Source organism: Thalassovita mediterranea (assembly GCF_001458435.1).
Lineage (GTDB): Bacteria > Pseudomonadota > Alphaproteobacteria > Rhodobacterales > Rhodobacteraceae > Thalassobius > Thalassobius mediterraneus.
On record NZ_CYSF01000001.1, the window covers coordinates 213,248 to 230,477 of the forward strand.

Annotated in this window: 14 protein-coding genes; 3 read left to right on the forward strand and 11 right to left on the reverse strand. The window is 59.0% G+C overall.

What is annotated here, in order from left to right:
- Positions 1 to 4: 4 nt before the first annotated feature.
- The 3 genes from TM5383_RS01080 (at position 5) to TM5383_RS01090 (ending at position 2,396) form a co-directional block, all read left to right on the forward strand.
- The gene (locus tag TM5383_RS01080; protein WP_058317196.1) at positions 5 to 610 is read left to right on the forward strand and encodes a pyridoxamine 5'-phosphate oxidase family protein; all 606 of its coding nucleotides are present in this window, start codon (positions 5 to 7) and stop codon (positions 608 to 610) included.
- 66 nt (positions 611 to 676) lie between these two features.
- Complete coding sequence (locus TM5383_RS01085) at positions 677 to 1,039, forward strand: hypothetical protein (protein WP_058317197.1); 363 nt, start codon at positions 677 to 679, stop codon at positions 1,037 to 1,039.
- Between the two features lie 46 nt (positions 1,040 to 1,085).
- Positions 1,086 to 2,396, forward strand: coding sequence for a PepSY-associated TM helix domain-containing protein (locus tag TM5383_RS01090; protein ID WP_058317198.1), 1,311 nt, complete (start codon positions 1,086 to 1,088; stop codon positions 2,394 to 2,396).
- A 48-nt stretch (positions 2,397 to 2,444) separates the two neighbouring features.
- Here TM5383_RS01090 and TM5383_RS01095 read toward each other — a convergent pair whose 3' ends face one another.
- From TM5383_RS01095 to mdh, 11 genes are all read right to left on the reverse strand, one after another.
- Positions 2,445 to 3,416 carry an NAD-dependent epimerase/dehydratase family protein gene (locus TM5383_RS01095; protein ID WP_058317199.1) on the reverse strand — a complete coding sequence of 324 codons (972 nt, stop codon included), beginning with the start codon at positions 3,414 to 3,416 and terminating at the stop codon, positions 2,445 to 2,447.
- On the reverse strand, positions 3,413 to 4,402 hold the full coding sequence (locus tag TM5383_RS01100; protein ID WP_058317200.1) for a glycosyl transferase family 90: 990 nt from the start codon (positions 4,400 to 4,402) through the stop codon (positions 3,413 to 3,415). Before TM5383_RS01100 ends, TM5383_RS01095 begins: the two co-directional genes overlap by 4 nt.
- A 118-nt stretch (positions 4,403 to 4,520) precedes the next feature.
- Positions 4,521 to 5,087 carry a hypothetical protein gene (locus TM5383_RS01105; protein WP_058317201.1) on the reverse strand — a complete coding sequence of 189 codons (567 nt, stop codon included), beginning with the start codon at positions 5,085 to 5,087 and terminating at the stop codon, positions 4,521 to 4,523.
- A 49-nt stretch (positions 5,088 to 5,136) separates the two neighbouring features.
- Positions 5,137 to 6,525: a dihydrolipoyl dehydrogenase gene (gene lpdA, locus TM5383_RS01110; protein WP_058317202.1), complete on the reverse strand. Its 1,389-nt coding sequence runs from the start codon at positions 6,523 to 6,525 to the stop codon at positions 5,137 to 5,139.
- A 119-nt stretch (positions 6,526 to 6,644) separates the two neighbouring features.
- Positions 6,645 to 7,622 (reverse strand): glycosyltransferase family 2 protein, encoded by a 978-nt coding sequence (locus tag TM5383_RS01115; protein ID WP_159438569.1) that lies wholly within the window; start codon positions 7,620 to 7,622, stop codon positions 6,645 to 6,647.
- A 439-nt stretch (positions 7,623 to 8,061) separates the two neighbouring features.
- A complete protein-coding gene (odhB, locus tag TM5383_RS01125) occupies positions 8,062 to 9,570 on the reverse strand; it encodes a 2-oxoglutarate dehydrogenase complex dihydrolipoyllysine-residue succinyltransferase (protein ID WP_058317205.1) in 1,509 nt (502 codons plus the stop codon).
- Positions 9,571 to 9,573: 3 nt separating this feature from the next.
- The gene (locus TM5383_RS01130; protein ID WP_058317206.1) at positions 9,574 to 12,540 is read right to left on the reverse strand and encodes a 2-oxoglutarate dehydrogenase E1 component; all 2,967 of its coding nucleotides are present in this window, start codon (positions 12,538 to 12,540) and stop codon (positions 9,574 to 9,576) included.
- 149 nt (positions 12,541 to 12,689) lie between these two features.
- Positions 12,690 to 13,577, reverse strand: a complete 888-nt coding sequence (sucD, locus tag TM5383_RS01135) for a succinate--CoA ligase subunit alpha (RefSeq protein WP_058317207.1) — start codon at positions 13,575 to 13,577, stop codon at positions 12,690 to 12,692.
- A gap of 24 nt (positions 13,578 to 13,601) precedes the next feature.
- A complete protein-coding gene (locus tag TM5383_RS01140) occupies positions 13,602 to 14,510 on the reverse strand; it encodes a glycosyltransferase family 25 protein (RefSeq protein WP_058317208.1) in 909 nt (302 codons plus the stop codon).
- Positions 14,511 to 14,519: 9 nt separating this feature from the next.
- Positions 14,520 to 15,713: an ADP-forming succinate--CoA ligase subunit beta gene (gene sucC, locus TM5383_RS01145; RefSeq protein ID WP_058317209.1), complete on the reverse strand. Its 1,194-nt coding sequence runs from the start codon at positions 15,711 to 15,713 to the stop codon at positions 14,520 to 14,522.
- A 371-nt stretch (positions 15,714 to 16,084) separates the two neighbouring features.
- The gene (gene mdh, locus TM5383_RS01150) at positions 16,085 to 17,047 is read right to left on the reverse strand and encodes a malate dehydrogenase (RefSeq protein ID WP_058317210.1); all 963 of its coding nucleotides are present in this window, start codon (positions 17,045 to 17,047) and stop codon (positions 16,085 to 16,087) included.
- Between the last annotated feature and the right edge of the window lie 183 nt (positions 17,048 to 17,230).

Genomic DNA, 17,230 nt, shown 5'->3' on the forward strand with positions numbered 1-17,230 from the left:
ACCAATGGAATGGGTCACCGACGTTGCAGAGCTAGAGGCGGTCTATGGCACCGCCAAAGGCGCGCCGATCACCAAGGTCGCCAAGCGGCTGACGCCGGAATATCGCCGCTGGATCATGGCATCGCGGTTCTGCGTGGTGTCCACCGTTGGCCCCGAAGGCGCCGATGGCAGCCCGCGTGGGGATGAGGGGCCGGTGGTGCTGGAACTGGATGAGCGCACGCTGGCGCTGCCCGACTGGCACGGCAACAACCGCATCGACACCCTGCGCAACATTGTACGTGACCCGCGTATTGCGCTGATGTTCATGGTGCCGGGGTCGGCCAATGTGGTGCGAGTCAACGGGCAGGCCCGTGTGACCTTTGATGACGGCCTGCGCGCGCGGTTTGAAAAGAACGGCAAGCTGCCCCGTTCCGTCACCGTGATCCGGATCGAAGAGGTCTATGTGCAATGCGCTCGTGCCGTCATGCGGTCGCGCCTATGGACCGCTGGTGACGAAAGCGGTGAGGTGCCCACAATCGGCACCATCCTGACCGAAATGACCCAAGGCGACATTGACGGCGACGCCTATGACCGCGACTGGCCCGACCGCGCGGTGCAGTCGATGTGGTAAGACGACGGCAGCAAGGGCGCGATTTGCCCTTGCCTCACATCCCCGTGATGTGATTTCTACGCCGCCATGATCCGCGCGTGTTTTCAAACACTTCTGATCTTGGTCACAGTTGTGGGCCTGCTGCTGCCGAAGATGTCGGCAGTGATCGCTACCCTTGTGCCCGGTGTGATGGTCGTGACCATCTGTACCGGATCGGAAATGATCACCATGACCCTCGACGCCGAAGGTGAACCTGTCGAAGAGGTGGAGCCAGCGGTCGAACACTGCGTCATGGGCGATGTGACCACACATGATCTGACCCACGCGCCCAAATGGGTGGCACTGGCCCGCAGCTACCGCTGCCCCTTCATCGCCTGCCCGAACCCTGCCGATCAGGTGGACCGCCTGCGCCTGCAGGAGCCCAGTCGCGCGCCCCCTGTTTTGATCTGATTTCCCCCAATTCAATCGAAATTCAGATCTAACAGGACTATCCAAAATGACCGACATGACCCTGTCGGCACGCCCCGATGTTGCATCGGGCGGCGTGCTCTATCGCCTTGTGTGGAAATGGCACTTCCTCGCATCGCTTTATGTTTTGCCCTTCATGGCAATGCTGGCCCTCACGGGTGGCGTCTATCTCTATAAACCGCAGATTGAGGCGTGGCTGTACGCCGATCAGATGTTCGTCACCGAAGGTGAGGCGCGGTTGAGTGTGGAGGATCAGCTTGCCTCCCTCACCGCTAATACCCCCGACGCGCCGGGGGTGAAACGCCTGCGCGGTATCACGCAGTATGACGATCCCACGCGCTCCACTTTGGTGGAGTTTAACACCGCCGCCAACGTGCGATCTTATGCGTGGATCAACCCCTATACGGGCGAGCTGCTGGGCCATGTGGCGCGTGATGACACCCCGATGCGGATGCTGAAGAAGTTCCACGGCGAGCTGCTGCTGGGCAAGACCGGCACCAAGTTTGTCGAACTATCCGCGCATTGGGCCATCGTGATGTTCATCACTGGTATCTACCTGTGGTGGCCGCGCGGATCACGCAGCCTGCGCCGCGCTGTCAGCCCGCCGAAGGGCAGCCCCAAACGAGGTCGCAGCTGGTGGCGTGAAACGCACCTGTTCACCGGTTTTCTGGCGACCATATTGGTGGTGCCGATCCTCGTGACCGGCCTGCCGTGGACGGATGTTTGGGGCGGAAGCCTGAAGTATGTGCAGGAACAGACAGGTCAGAAAAGCGGTAGCCTTCGCTTCAGCCGTTCGGTGCCGAAATCCACCGCTAGCGAGGGCGTGACGCTGCCCTATGATCAGGTTTTCGCCATCGCCGCTGCAGAGGGGCTGGCTGCGCCCTATGAAATGCGCCCGCCGAAAAATGACAGCGCCGCCTTCTGGATCCGATCCGCCCATATAGATCGCAGCGAACAGACAGAGCTGATCATCGATCAATACAGCGGTGCAGTGCTGAAACGGCATGACTTTGGTGACAACCCGGTGGTGGCGCGCGCGGTCAGCTGGGGTATCTCGTTCCATCAGGGCGAGATGTACGGTTGGTTGAACCTTGCCCAGAACACATTGGCGGCACTGCTGGCCTTTGCGCTGGCGCTGAGCGGCTTTGTGGCGTGGTGGAAACGCCGCCCTGCGGGGGGCCTCGGCGTGCCTGCGGCGCCTGACGCCTCTATGGGCTGGGGGATGATCGCGCTGATTACGGTGCTGTCGGTCCTGCTGCCGCTGATGGGCGCCAGCCTGATTGTCGCGCTGATCCTTGACCGTTTGTTGTTCCAACGCCTTGGCTGGTTTCAGGGGTGATCCCGCAGCAGCCCAAAGAAACGGGGCGCTCCTGAGTGCCCCGTTTTGTCATGCTGGTTGACGCGTTTGGATTGCGGCGTTGCCGCGGAAATGTTCCACAACCCGCGCAAGTCCGGTGCGCAGTGGTGTGGTCGCCCGCCAATCCAGCCTTTCACGGGCGCGGGTCAGATCTGGCCGGCGCAGTTGCGGATCATCCTGCGGCATCGGGCATTCCTCGGTCCGAAGTGGAACCTCCAACAATTCTGCCACCGCCTCGGCCAGGCTATAGACCGTTTGTTCCACGTCGCTGCCGATGTTGACCACCAACCCCTGTAGCCCATCGCGCCCGCCTAGGCGCATCAGCGCCTCGACCGTATCAGCGACGTAGCAGAAACAGCGGGTTTGCTGGCCGTGGCCGTATACGGTCAGTGGCTCACCAGCCAGCGCCTGACGCACAAAGTTCGGCACCACTCGCCCGTCATTCAGGGCCATCCGCGGGCCATAGGTGTTAAACAGGCGCGCGATGCGAATATCCAGATCATAGGTGCGGATCATGTCCATCAGCAGGGTTTCTGCAGCGCGCTTGCCCTCGTCATAACAGGCGCGAATGCCATGCATGGAGACGTTGCCGGTGTAATCTTCGCGTTGTGGCGAAATCAGGGGATCGCCGTAGACCTCGCTGGTCGAGGATTGCACAAATCGCGCACCGTGTTTGCGGGCATATTCGACCAGATTGTCAGTCCCGTAGACCGAAGTGCGCCATGTACGCAGCGGGTCCGCCTGATAATGCAACGGCGCGGCTGGGCAGGCGAGGTTGTAGATCAGGTCCACAGCCCCCAGGCTATCGGGGATAGGGCGGATGATGTCATGTTCCAGCACCTCGAGGTCATCGAGATGGTCCACCAAGGTCGCATCGCCGGTGTGGAAATTGTCTATCACAACAGGCACAGCCCCGGCTGCGGTCAACGCATCCACCAGATGCGATCCGATGAACCCCGCCCCGCCAGCAACCAGAACACGTTTGTTTGCTAAGTCATTCATGCAGCACCTGCCTTGGCAGCGATGATATGGCCAACCCGTTTACATTCGCTGTCCCATGTCATCGCGTTTACGACCCTTTGCCCCGCTGCAGCAATTGCGCGGGCTTGATCATCGTTTTGACGGATCCAGTTAATTTGTGTGTCCAGATCCGAAAGGTCCGCACGGATGGGGACGTAGTGTTCGTAAGGACGCAGTTGGTCGTAGTACCATTGTTTGTACCCATGCGGACTGTCGACGCGCAGCACGCAGCAGCCCATCAGCATCGCTTTGAAATAGGCACTCCAGGCATTTGAAAAGCCATCAATCACGATGGCGAATTTGCGTTGCGCCCAGCTGTTCTGCGCGATCGGATCGGCAATGTAACCGCGCGCGTGGAGCCACGGCTCGTATTCTGTGGGGTTGCCAGCGACAAACTTAAAATCAACATCCAGATCCTGACACGCTAGCACCATGCGCAGCCGTTGCTGTGCCCATGGCGCGTTCAATGCAGACGGATCATCGGAGGCAACGCCTGTGTTGTTCAACCGCCCGCGCCATACCAGATCGTCGCTGCGGTCGTGCCATGCGGTATTCTGGGACGCCATGAACTGCCGTGTGGCCTCATATCCGCGCTCTTCAAAGAAATGGGCGTCAGGCACCAGTGCGATCCCGTCGGTGAAACTGGAAAAGCTGAAGTCTGCGCAGGTGGGAAATTGTCCATCCGAAACCTCGCCGACAATGCTGTTCACGCTGGAGGGGGCCTGCAAAAACCAATGAACCCATGTAGCCGCATAGCGTTGCATGGGCGCGCGCGCTGGTCTTTTGAAGGCGAAGGGATGAACCTCCAGACGCAGTGCCTCACCTTGGCGGATGATGCGCAGGTCATGGCTCCCCAGTTGATCCGTGCTGAGGGCGATGCGCAATTTCGGCAGGCGTCCCAGAGGACGCAGCTTGGCCAAAATGCGCTGGCGGAGTTTGTGTCGATAAAAAAGCTGTTTCGCTGTCATCGCATTTGTTCAAGATGCCTGGTGTTATGCTGCCATTGTCTGGGTGCTGATGACGGATCGCCAACGGTTATCCCAATGTGTAGCCAAAACAACTCGAGGTCGCAGCATTTTCTTGCGGCTATTGATCCCATGGCAAAGTAACGGACAACGAAACATAGGGTTCGCCAACTGTGTGCCGCCCTGCCAGTAACGTGAGCCCCCAGCGGCGCTCGTCACCAGTCCGCGTGTCGGCCCAATTGGTCCAAGCGACAAAGCGGTCGTTGGGGTTCAGTTTTGCCTTTGGATCGATTGTGAGGTGTGGCACATGGTCGGCCAGAAAGTCTGCCGTGCGGGATTGCAGGATATCGGCTGCGTCAATCAAGTGGCTGGCGGTGTCTTGATAGAACTCCAACCCGCAGCGGCGGTTGGTGACGGACAGGATGCCGTTGCTGTCGGTGTCAATCCAACTGACTGTATCCGCGCCGGTGGCAACCGCTGTCAGGCCCAAATCGTCACCGGTTAGAAAGGCAGCGGGTGGGGACGTTTCTATGGCGGATAGGCAGATGGATGCGAAACGATCGAAGACGCGGTGGGCGTGACGGTCCAACGCAGAAGGGCCGAACTGGCCCCTCAATAGGTAGCCGGTTGCCAATCCGATGCAGATCACGGCGGCAAAGCGGATAAGGATTTTTGGGGAAAACGTCATTGGTAAATGATCCCCTCCCGACTCTTGTGATCGGGAGGGGAAGGGGGAGTTAAGCGTGGATCGCGCCGTCGCCGCAGGCCAGTGCTGCCTCACGAACCGCCTCGGAGAAGGTGGGGTGTGCATGGCAGGTCAGGGCGATGTCTTCGGCAGAGGCGCCGAATTCCATGCCAACGCAGATCTCGTGGATCAGGTCACCTGCAGCCGGGCCAATGATGTGGCAGCCCAGAATGCGGTCGGATTCCGCATCGACCAGCAGTTTGACGAAGCCGTCACCCTGATGCACGGCCTTGGCGCGGGCGTTGCCCATGAAGGGAAACTTGCCAACCTTGTAGGCGCGGCCCTCTTCTTTCAGCTGCTCTTCGGTTTTGCCGACGCTGGCCACTTCGGGCGTGGTGTAGATCACTCCGGGGATCACGTCATAGTTCACGTGGCCATGTTTGCCAGCGATGCATTCAGCGGCGGCCATGCCTTCGTCTTCGGCTTTGTGCGCCAGCATCGGCCCGTCGATGGCGTCACCGATGGCGTAGATGCCTTTGACGTTGGTTTCCCAATGGCTGTTGGTTTTGATCTGACCGCGCGGCGACATTTCAACGCCCAGTGCTTCCAGACCCAGACCGTCGGTGTAGGGTTTGCGGCCCGTTGCCACCAGAACCACATCGGCGTCCAGCGTTGCCTCGGACTGATCCTTGCGCAGCTGATAGGTGACCTTGGCTTTGGACTTGGTGGTTTCCACCTTCTGCACAGCCGCACCCATGATGAAGTTCAGACCCTGCTTTTTCAGCATCTTCTGGAAGTTCTTCTGGATGTCGCCGTCCATGCCGGGGGTGATTTTGTCGAGGAATTCAACAACCGTCACCTCAGTGCCCAGACGCTGATAAACAGACCCCAGTTCCAGACCGATCACACCGGCGCCGATGACAACCATCTTTTTCGGGATCTTCGGCAGATCCAGCGCACCGGTGGAGGACACGACGAGGTTTTCGTCAATCTCAACACCCGGGATCGAGGAGGGTTCCGAGCCAGAGGCAACGATGATGTTCTTGGCCTCATGGACCTCATCGCCAACCTTCACTTTGCCCGCTTCGGGGATCGAGCCCCAGCCTTTCAGCCAGTCGATCTTGTTCTTTTTGAACAGAAACTCGATGCCCTTGGTGTTGCCTTCGACAACTTCGCTTTTGTAGGACTTCATCTGGTCCCAATCGACCTTCGGCGCCGCGCCTTTCAGGCCCATTTTGGCAAAGTTGTGCTCTGCTTCATGCAGGTTGTGGCTGGCGTGCAGCAGCGCCTTCGAGGGGATGCAGCCCACGTTCAGGCAGGTGCCGCCCAAAGTGTCGCGGCCTTCTACACAGGCGGTTTTCAGGCCCAGCTGGGCGCAGCGGATTGCTGCTACATAGCCGCCGGGGCCGGCGCCGATTACGATGACGTCATATTGTGCCATGAGGTGTCTCCGTCAGGTCTCTTGTTCTAGATGTATGTTCGTTTGGCGGGCGGGGCGGGGGCTGTCTGCCCCCCGGTCCATGCGGGCCGTCCCCCGAGGATATTTTTGGAACAGTGAAGTCATGCGGTCATGGCTCCCTTGGTCCAGTTTTGGCGTTGTGCATCGGTGAGGATGGCGGCGCGGCGGGTGGTGAACCAGTTCTGGCAGTGCTGTTCGGCGGCTGCGACGCCGGGCAGGGCGCGCAGGTCGGCTAGGCGCGCTGCGGTCGCGGGCCAATGGCGCAGGATGGCGCGGTCAGTGACGTCATTGCGGTTGGCGCGGCGGTGCCAGCGAGAGCCGAGGTGGTATTTTCTGTCGCCGCGTTTGCCCTGCCCATCGCCACGGTCGTTTTTCATCAGGAACAGGTCCTGCGATTTGACCGCGTAATGATTGAGGCGGGCGGTTTTGGCCGCGCAGGCGATGTCATGGGGGCGAAAGCGCGAGGATTTGCGTTGTGTCAGCGTCGTGTTGGACAGTTCTACGCCGTCGGCGTTCACCACTTTGGGCTGCTCCACGGTGGGGGCCAGCGGGTTGTGGTCCGTGGCAGCATTGAAGCTGGCGGTGCGGAACAGGCATTTGGATTTGCTTTGGCCCGGCTCTGGTGTTGCTTCGGCTTGGGTGAAGGTGTTGAGGACGCTGTCACCCGCGGCCCAGTTGGTCAGGCCGCTGTCGCCGAAGTTGCGCCAGATGATCGGCACGCAGTCGGCGTCTGAAACGTTCTGCATCAGGTCGGGCAGGTGGCCATCGCCCGCCTCGATCAGCAGAAACTCATCGCTGTCGATGTGCAGGCACCATGTGGTGTTGGTTTCGCGCAGATGGGCGAGGGCGAGGTCCATGCCGCGATCCTGCGGATTGTCGCCGTCAGTAAGCGTCTGGCGGATGTGGGTCACAACGCCGTGGTCGGCGAGCAGGTCCAGCAGGGTGTCGGATCCATCGGTGCAATCATTGGTCACGATCACCACCTCATCAAACCCAAGGGTTTGATGGTACGCGATCCATTCCAGCACAAAGAGCCCCTCATTGCGCATGCAGGAGGTTATGGCCGTCGTTTTATTCACTTGGAAGAAGTCCCCAGCAGAAGAAACAACACACCAAGGGCAAATGTCACCAACGACATCAAGGCCAAGATTGAGTTAAGTGCTACGATCCATCGGTTCCAAAAAATCGAATATCGACTTTCGGGTGCAGTTGCCGTGAAGGAGTAAGAAACGACCAACGCAACGAGAAGACTGACCAGCGCTACAAGAAAACAAGCCAGAGAAAGCCGTAGTGTGTGCAGTGGTACGAAAAATGCTGTTTGTGCTTGAGCGTTTCCTATGAACGTGAGTAGGGCTAGTATAGCCCCGCCGTTCAAGGTCACCATGGTGCGTAGATAAGCGAGGCCTAGCGTATTTGCTTGCTCAAGACGTGAAATCTCTGAGTTTTCGCCCAACATCGCCATCTCCAAAGTAAAAAGGCGCGCCGAGATAGTCCCGGCACGCCTTTGTGATGCTAGTATTACAGATCCATCAGCAGGCGGCGGGGATCTTCCAGCGCTTCTTTGACGCGTACCAGGAAGGTCACGGCGCCTTTGCCGTCAACGATACGGTGGTCGTAGGACAGGGCCAGATACATCATCGGACGGATCACAACCTGACCGTTGATTGCCATCGGACGGTCCTGGATTTTGTGCATGCCCAGAATACCGGACTGCGGGGGGTTCAGGATCGGCGAGGACATCAGCGAGCCGTAAACACCACCGTTGGAGATGGTGAAGGTGCCGCCCTGCATCTCTGCCATCGACAGTTTGCCGTCACGGGCGCGGCGGCCTTTTTCCGAGATTGCTTTCTCAATCTCTGCAAAGGACATCGCGTCGGCGTCACGGATCACCGGAACAACCAGACCCTGCGGGGTGCCGGCAGCCACGCCCATGTGGACGTAGTTTTTGTAAACGATGTCGGTGCCGTCGATTTCTGCGTTCACCTCAGGCACTTCTTTCAGCGCATGCACACAGGCTTTGGTGAAGAAGGACATGAAGCCCAGACGCACGCCGTGCTTCTTCTCGAAGTCGCCTTTGTACTGATTGCGCAGCGCCATCACCTCGGTCATGTCCACCTCGTTGTAGGTGGTCAGCATGGCGGCGGTGTTCTGGCTGTCTTTGAGACGGCGGGCGATGGTCTGACGCATCTTGGTCATTTTCACGCGCTCTTCACGCGATGCGTCGTCGGCGCTGACCGGACCGCGCGGCATGGCGGCTGGTGCGGGCGATGCGGCAGGGGCTGCTGCGGCGGCCGCTGCGGCGCGGGCCACGTCTGCCTTGGTGGCGCGACCGTCACGGCCGGTGCCGGTCACGGCGTCACGGGCAATGCCTGCCTCTGCCATTGCTTTTTCAGCGGCGGGGCCATCTTTGATGTCCTTACCACCGGCAGCGGGGGCTGCGGCGGGGGCGGGGGCAGCAGCGGGGGCTGCAGCAACAGCGGCGCCAGCACCGGAGGAGATCACGGCCAGTTTGGCGGTGGCGTCCACAGTGGTGCCTTCGGGCGCAACGATTTCGGCCAGAACGCCAGCGGCAGGTGCGGGCACCTCAACCGACACTTTGTCGGTTTCCAGTTCACACAGCATTTCATCCGCTGCAACAGTGTCACCAACCTGTTTGAACCAAGTGGACACGGTCGCCTCGGACACCGATTCACCCAAGGACGGCACCATCACGTCGATGGATTGGGCATCGCCTGCGGGCGCGGCGGCAGGTGCGGCTGCTGCGGCAGGGGCCGGAGCGGCAGCAGCGCCACCTTCGGTGATGTTGGCCAACAGGGCGTCAACACCTACGGTTTCGCCTTCGGCGGCGACAATTTCAGCCAGGGTGCCAGCGGCGGGGCTGGGCACCTCAACGGTGACTTTGTCGGTTTCCAGCTCGCAGAGCATTTCGTCGGCAGCCACGGCATCACCCGGCTGTTTGAACCAGGTGGCGACGGTGGCTTCGGTCACGGATTCGCCCAGGGTGGGGACGCGAACTTCAGTCGTCATGGGTTATTTCCCTTCGATGGTCAGCGCTTCGTTAATAAGCGCGGCTTGTTGTGCTTTGTGCTGGCTGGCCAGACCGGTTGCGGGCGACGCCGAAGCGGCGCGACCGGCGTAGGTCGGGCGGGTGTGTTTTGCTTTGATGCGGGTCAGACACCATTCGATGTTGGGTTCAATGAACGACCATGCGCCCTGGTTCTTGGGCTCTTCCTGACACCAGACCATTTCCGCGTCCTTGAAGCGTTCCAGCTCCTTGGTCAGCGACATGGCAGGGAACGGGTAATACTGTTCCACACGCAGCAGGTAGACATCGTCGATGCCACGGGCGTCACGCTCTTCCAGCAGGTCGAAGTAGACCTTGCCCGAACACATCACGACGCGCTTGATCTTGTCATCCGCGACCAGATTGGTGTCGGAGTTGCCTTTTTGTGCATCATCCCACAGCACGCGGTGGAAAGAGGAACCGGTGGTGAAATCCTCGGCTTCCGAGATGCACAGTTTGTGACGCAAGAGCGACTTGGGTGTCATCAGGATCAGAGGCTTACGGAAGGTCCGGTGCAGCTGACGGCGCAGAATGTGGAAGTAGTTCGCAGGCGTTGTACAGTTTGCCACGATCCAGTTGTCGCCACCGCACATCTGCAGGAAGCGTTCCAGACGACCGGACGAGTGTTCAGGGCCTTGACCCTCAAACCCGTGCGGCAACATGCAGACGAGGCCCGACATACGCAGCCATTTCGATTCACCCGAAGAGATGAACTGGTCGAACATGATCTGCGCACCGTTGGCGAAGTCACCGAACTGTGCTTCCCACATGGTCAGCGCGTTGGGTTCTGCCAGCGAGTAGCCGTATTCAAAACCCAAAACCGCGTATTCGGACAGGGCCGAGTCGATTACTTCGTAGCGCGCCTGACCGTCACGGATGTGGTTCAGCGGGTAGAAGCGTTCTTCGGTGTCCTGGTTCACAATGCCGGAATGGCGCTGCGAGAAGGTGCCGCGAGTCGCGTCCTGACCGGCCAGACGGACAGGGTAGCCTTCGGTCAAGAGCGAGCCGAACGCCAGTGCTTCTGCAGTCGCCCAGTCGAAACCTTTGCCGGTTTCGACCATTTTGGATTTGGCATCCAGAATACGGGCAACGGTTTTGTGCGACGGGAAGCCTTCGGGCAGACGGCTCAGTGCAGTGCCCACTTCTTTCAGGGTTTCCGGTTTGATCGCGGTCTGACCACGGTCGTAATCGGCATCCTTTTTGTCCAGATGGGACCAGCGGCCATCCAGCCAGTCGGCTTTGTTGGGCTTATACTCTTTGCCGATCTCGAACTCTTCGTTCAGGTGCGCCTGGAACGAAGCCTTCATGTCCTCGATCTCACCCTCGGGGATCAGGCCGTCCTTGACCAGACGATCGGTGTAAAGCTGCAGCGTGGTCTTATGCTTCTTGATGGTTTTGTACATCAACGGGTTGGTGAACATCGGCTCATCGCCTTCGTTGTGACCAAACCGGCGGTAGCAGAAGATGTCGATAACCACGTCTTTGCGGAACTTCTGACGGAATTCCGTTGCAACCTTGGCGGCGTGGACCACGGCCTCGGGATCGTCGCCGTTCACGTGGAAGATCGGCGCCTCAACCACCAGTGCGTTGTCGGTGGGGTAGGGCGAAGAACGCGAGAAGTGCGGTGCAGTGGTGAAACCGATCTGGTTGTTCACCACGATGTGGATGGTGCCGCCGGTTTTGTGACCGCGCAGGCCCGACAGGGCAAAACATTCCGCCACAACACCCTGACCTGCAAAGGCCGCGTCGCCGTGCAGCAGGATCGGAATAACCGAGGTGCGTTCCGCATCGTTCATCTGATCGGTCTTAGCGCGTGCCTTGCCCAGAACAACGGGGTTCACCGCCTCAAGGTGAGAGGGGTTCGCGGTCAGCGACAAGTGAACGCTGTTGCCGTCAAATTCACGGTCCGAGGATGCACCGAGGTGGTATTTCACGTCACCGGAGCCATCAACATCCTCGGGCTTGAAGCTGCCGCCCTGGAATTCGTTGAAGATGGCGCGGTAGGGTTTGCTCATCACGTTGGCAAGGATGTTCAGACGGCCGCGGTGCGGCATGCCGATCACAACCTCTTTGACGCCCAGGTTGCCGCCACGCTTGATGATCTGTTCCATCGCGGGGATCAGCGCTTCGCCGCCGTCCAGACCAAAACGCTTGGTGCCCATGTATTTCACATGCAGGAACTTCTCAAAGCCCTCGGCCTCAACCAGTTTGTTCAGGATCGCTTTGCGGCCCTCACGGGTAAAGGTGATCTCTTTGTTGTAACCCTCGATGCGCTCTTTCAGCCAGGACGCCTCTTCGGGGTTCGAGATGTGCATATACTGCAGCGCGAAGGTGCCGCAGTAGGTGCGCTTCACGATTTCCATGATCTGACGCAGGGATGCAATCTGCAGGCCCAGCACGTTGTCGATGAAGATCGGGCGGTCCAGATCGGCATCGGTGAAACCATAGGATTTGTAATCCAGTTCCGGATGCGGGGTCTGGTCGCGCATTTTCAGCGGATCGATGTCGGCGATCAAGTGACCGCGGATACGATAGGCGCGGATGATCATCAGCGCGCGGATCGAATCCAGCACGGCGCGTTTGATCGCCTCGTCCGTAACCTCAACACCTTTTTCGGCGGCCTTTTCTTTGATCTTCTTGCCTGCGCCTTTCGCCTCTTCGGGCGCGGGGGCAGGCCATTGACCATCCAGTGCGGCGGTCAGATCATCGTTGGGCACCGGGGGCCAGTCATTGCGCGCCCAGGAGGGGCCAGCGGCCTCCGCCTTGACGTCCATTTCTGCATCGCCCAGCTGGCGGAAGAACTCCTGCCAGACCTCGTCCACCGCATTGGGGTCCGCGGCGTAACGGGCGTACATTTGTTCCAGATACTCAGCATTATGCCCCTGCATGAAGCTGGAAGCATGGAAGAGGTCGTTCGGGCTTTGATCGTTCATTTTTGCGTTCCTTGTGTCCGACCTGAAGCAACAGGAGAGAGACCCGAGTGATACGGTTTCCGGTCCCTGCCGCGATGCTTCGCAGGCGGTTATCGTAAAGTGGCAATAAGGGCGGGGTGTTAACAACCCCGCCCCAATTCAACTTTTTATCAGCCGAGCTCGATTGCTTTCTGCACGGCTTCACCCAGGGTTGCAGGGCTATCTGCAACAACGATGCCAGCCGATTTCATGGCTTCGATCTTGTCCTCAGCACCACCTTTGCCGCCGGCGACGATTGCGCCTGCGTGGCCCATGCGGCGGCCCGGAGGCGCCGTGCGGCCAGCGATGAAGCCTGCGGTCGGTTTCCAGCGGCCTTTTTTCTTCTGTTCCTTCAGGAACTCGGCTGCTTCTTCTTCGGCAGAACCACCGATTTCACCGATCATGATGATCGAGGTGGTTTCATCATCGTCCAGGAACATGTCCAGCACGTCGATGTGCTCGGTGCCTTTGATCGGGTCGCCACCGATACCAACGGCGGTCGACTGACCCAGACCGATGTCCGAAGTCTGTTTCACAGCTTCATAGGTCAGGGTGCCGGAACGGGACACAACGCCAACCGAACCACGGTTGTGGATGTGGCCGGGCATGATGCCGATTTTACAGGCGCCGGGGGTGATCAGGCCGGGGCAGTTCGGGCCGATCAGACGGCTGGTGCTATCTTCCAGCGCACGCTTCACGCGCATCATGTCCAGCACCGGAATGCCTTCGGTGATGCAGACGATCAGTTCCATTTCCGCGTCGATCGCTTCGAGGATCGAGTCAGCCGCGAAGGGCGGAGGAACATAGATCACCGATGCGTTTGCTTCGGTTTTGGCTTTGGCTTCGTGAACCGAGTTGAACACGGGCAGGCCCAGATGTTCGTTGCCACCTTTGCCGGGGGTTACACCACCAACCATTTTGGTGCCGTAAGCAATCGCCTGCTCCGAGTGGAAGGTACCCTGCGAGCCAGTGAAGCCCTGACAGATGACTTTGGTGTTTTCGTCTACGAGGATTGCCATTTGGCGTTCTCCTGTTTTCTGAATTCAGTTTGAAGAAGCGGAGGCGTTAAGTGCGGCCCCAGCATCTTGCGTTGTGTTTCGAAAAGAGATGTCTGCTACGTCTTGCCATGCGATCTTGACCGGTTTCACCTTACCTAGGGCCCAAAGAAGCAGGTATTTCGGCAGCACTTTGATTTCGTGCCAGCCGTGCAACAACGCTTTGCGCTGTTTGGCCCACTTCAGGTCTGGGTTCTTGGCCTTGGCTGCGCCATCAGGCTGGCTCAGTGTTTCTGTCTGCGGGGGCAGGTTGCCCTGTACCGACAGTGCCGGGTTGACTTGGTATGTCGTCAGCTTGCGTGCCAACGGCGATACCGCACGGTTGAACAGGTTGTGGTCGATTGGGACGTTACGATTGTCATGAGCGACAATTTTCTGCGCACCCGCACGGGATACCAGATAACCTGCCGTCCCAGAGTGCCGCGAGCGCAGACGTTTGATGTCCCGACCCAGATGGGTTTTTCCCGACTGGTCCAGCAAAACAACCATCCGGTCGTCCAGCCAGCGTTCAATTTTGACCACATCAGCGTCTTCTGGCCACCACGACATGTCCGCCAGCCAAGCACCAAGATCCCGAGACAGAAACACATCGTCTTCCAGCATCAGGCAGTAGCGTTGGTCGGAGTTTAGGAATGCACGCAAGGCCTCGATATGGCTGTGCGTGCATGCCTTCGCGTGCATTTCCATTTCGCCCCAAGGGCCGAAATCGTGAAATGCGGACAAGAGTTCGGGTGTTTTAACGCCGTCTGTCGCATCAAAAAACTGCGCGTCGATCCCTGCATGGGCGAATTGCTCCGCCACGAGGGACCGCCGATCGGTCGCGCGCTCTAGGCTAACGACCGACACCAGCACGTCTCCGTGCTTGGCAGCAGTTTTATGAGTGACCGCAGTGTTCATCTCTGTGGCTTAGCCTTTAACCGCTTTAACGATCTTTTCGGCGCCGTCCGACAGGTTGTCGGCTGCGATGACGTTCAGGCCAGAGGTGTTGATGATCTCTTTACCCTGCTCGACATTGGTGCCTTCCAGACGTACGACCAGCGGAACCTCAAGGCCCACTTCTTTCACAGCCGCAACAACGCCTTCTGCAATCACGTCACAACGCATGATGCCGCCGAAGATGTTGACCAGGATGCCTTTGACGTTTTCGTCCGAGGTAATGATCTTGAACGCTTCGGTCACTTTCTCTTTGGTGGCGCCGCCGCCAACGTCGAGGAAGTTTGCAGGCTCTGCGCCGTACAGTTTGATGATGTCCATGGTGGCCATTGCCAGACCAGCACCGTTCACCATGCAGCCGATTTCACCGTCCAGAGCGATGTAGTTCAGGTCGTATTTCGACGCTTCCAGCTCTTTGGGATCTTCTTCGGTTTCGTCGCGCAGGGCTGCAACGTCGGCGTGGCGGTAAACCGCGTTGCCGTCGAAACCCAGTTTCGCGTCCAGAACCTTCAGCTCGTTGCCGGGCATGACGATCAGCGGGTTGATTTCCAGCATCTCCATGTCCTTCTCAACGAAGGCTTTGTAGAGCTGACCCATCAGTTTCACGCACTGCTTGACCGCGGTGCCTTCCAGGCCCAGGGCGAACGCGATGCGACGGCCGTGGTACGCTTGGTAGCCGGTGGCCGGATCAACGGAGAAGGACAGGATTTTCTCAGGGGTGCTTTCGGCAACCTCTTCGATGTCCATGCCGCCTTCGGTGGAGCACACGAAGGAGATGCGCGAGGTCTGGCGGTCTACCAGCAGAGCCAGATACAGCTCACGCTCGATGTCCGAACCTGCTTCGATGTAGATGCGGTTAACCTGCTTGCCAACCGGACCGGTCTGGTGCGTGACCAGGGTGCGACCCAGCATTTTCTTGGCTTCTTCGGCGGCTTCTTCTACCGACTTGGCCAGGCGGACACCGCCTTTTTCGCCTGCGTCTGCTTCCTTGAAGGAGCCTTTGCCGCGACCACCTGCGTGGATCTGAGCTTTGACAACCCACAGAGGGCCGTCCAGCTCACCAGCTGCGGTTTTTGCATCTTCGGCCTTCAGGACGACACGTCCATCAGAAACCGGTGCGCCGTATTCGCGAAGCAGAGCCTTCGCCTGATACTCATGAATGTTCATGAAACTGTCCCGTCTTGCTACGATTACGCAGATATACGCACAGGGAAGACGGTTCTTTAAGTAATTTTTGTGCGTAGGGGCGGTTTTGCGCCGTTTTTCCGATTTTTGTGATCACGCTTTTTGAGGGTGTGATCACAAAATATGGACCTAAGTAACACTGAGGTAACGGTGTTGCAGCGTGTTCTCGGGTTGGTTGTGGCGTCTGCGACTCATTGCCTATGAGGTGCGCGAAGCGACTGTCGGGCGCTAACAAACGACCATATTGACAGATGCTTTGTACTAATCACTGAGTAGTCCCGAGGTGGGGCCGCTGCCCAAATTGAAAAGGGCCCGCCAGTTGGCGAGCCCTCTGATCTAGTGGCGTCGATGGCTTATGCCAGCGAAGGGTCGATCTCTTTACATGCGTCGACCAGACCTTTTACGGCGTCAACGGATTTGTCGAACATCACTTGCTCTTCTTTGTTCAGCTTGATGTCGACAACCTTCTCGATGCCGCCGGCGCCGATCACGGTGGGCACACCCACGTACATGTCTTTCACGCCGATCTCACCGTCGCAGTAGGCGGCGCAAGGCAGAACGCGCTTTTGGTCTTTCAGGTAGGCTTCGGCCATTTCGATGGCGCTGGTGGCCGGTGCGTAGTAGGCGGAACCGGTTTTCAGCAGGCCAACGATTTCGGCGCCACCGTCACGGGTGCGCTGAACCATGGCGTCCAGTTTTTCCTGAGTGGTCCAACCCATTTCGATCAGGTCGGGCAGCGGGATACCGGCAACGGTCGAGTAGCGAACCGAAGGAACCATAGTGTCGCCGTGGCCGCCCAGAACGAAGGCGGTGACGTCACGCATGGACACGTTGAACTCTTCGGCCAGGAAGTGACGGAAGCGCGCGGAGTCCAGAACGCCAGCCATGCCGCATACTTTGTTCGCGGGCAGGCCCGAGAATTTCTGCAGCGCCCAAACCATCGCGTCCAGCGGGTTGGTGATGCAGATCACGAATGCGTCGGGCGCGTGGGCTGCGATGCCTTCGCCAACCGACTTCATCACTTTCAGGTTGATGCCCAGCAGGTCGTCACGCGACATGCCCGGTTTACGTGCCACACCTGCGGTCACGATGCAGACGTCGGCGCCAGCGATGTCCTCGTAGGACTGGGTGCCGGACATTGCTGCGTCGAAGCCTTCCGAGGGGCCCGATTCCGCGATGTCGAGGGCTTTGCCTTCGGGCAGGCCTTCTGCGATGTCGAACAGGACAACGTCGCCCAGTTCTTTCAGAGCTGCGAGGTGGGCAAGGGTGCCACCGATGTTGCCTGCGCCGATGAGGGCAATCTTGGGTCTGGCCATGGAAATTCTCTCCGGTCCGTTTTGAAATCGGGGATGGGGTAGTCGTTTCCGGCCTTTCGCGCAAGGGTGCTGCGATGCAGCGGGCGGGGTTTCGTTGGGTTTTTATACCGAAAAACCCTGTATCTATTGGCTGGTGGCGCTAACGGGCTGTTTGTCGCATTTTTGTGATCAGACTGCGTTTTT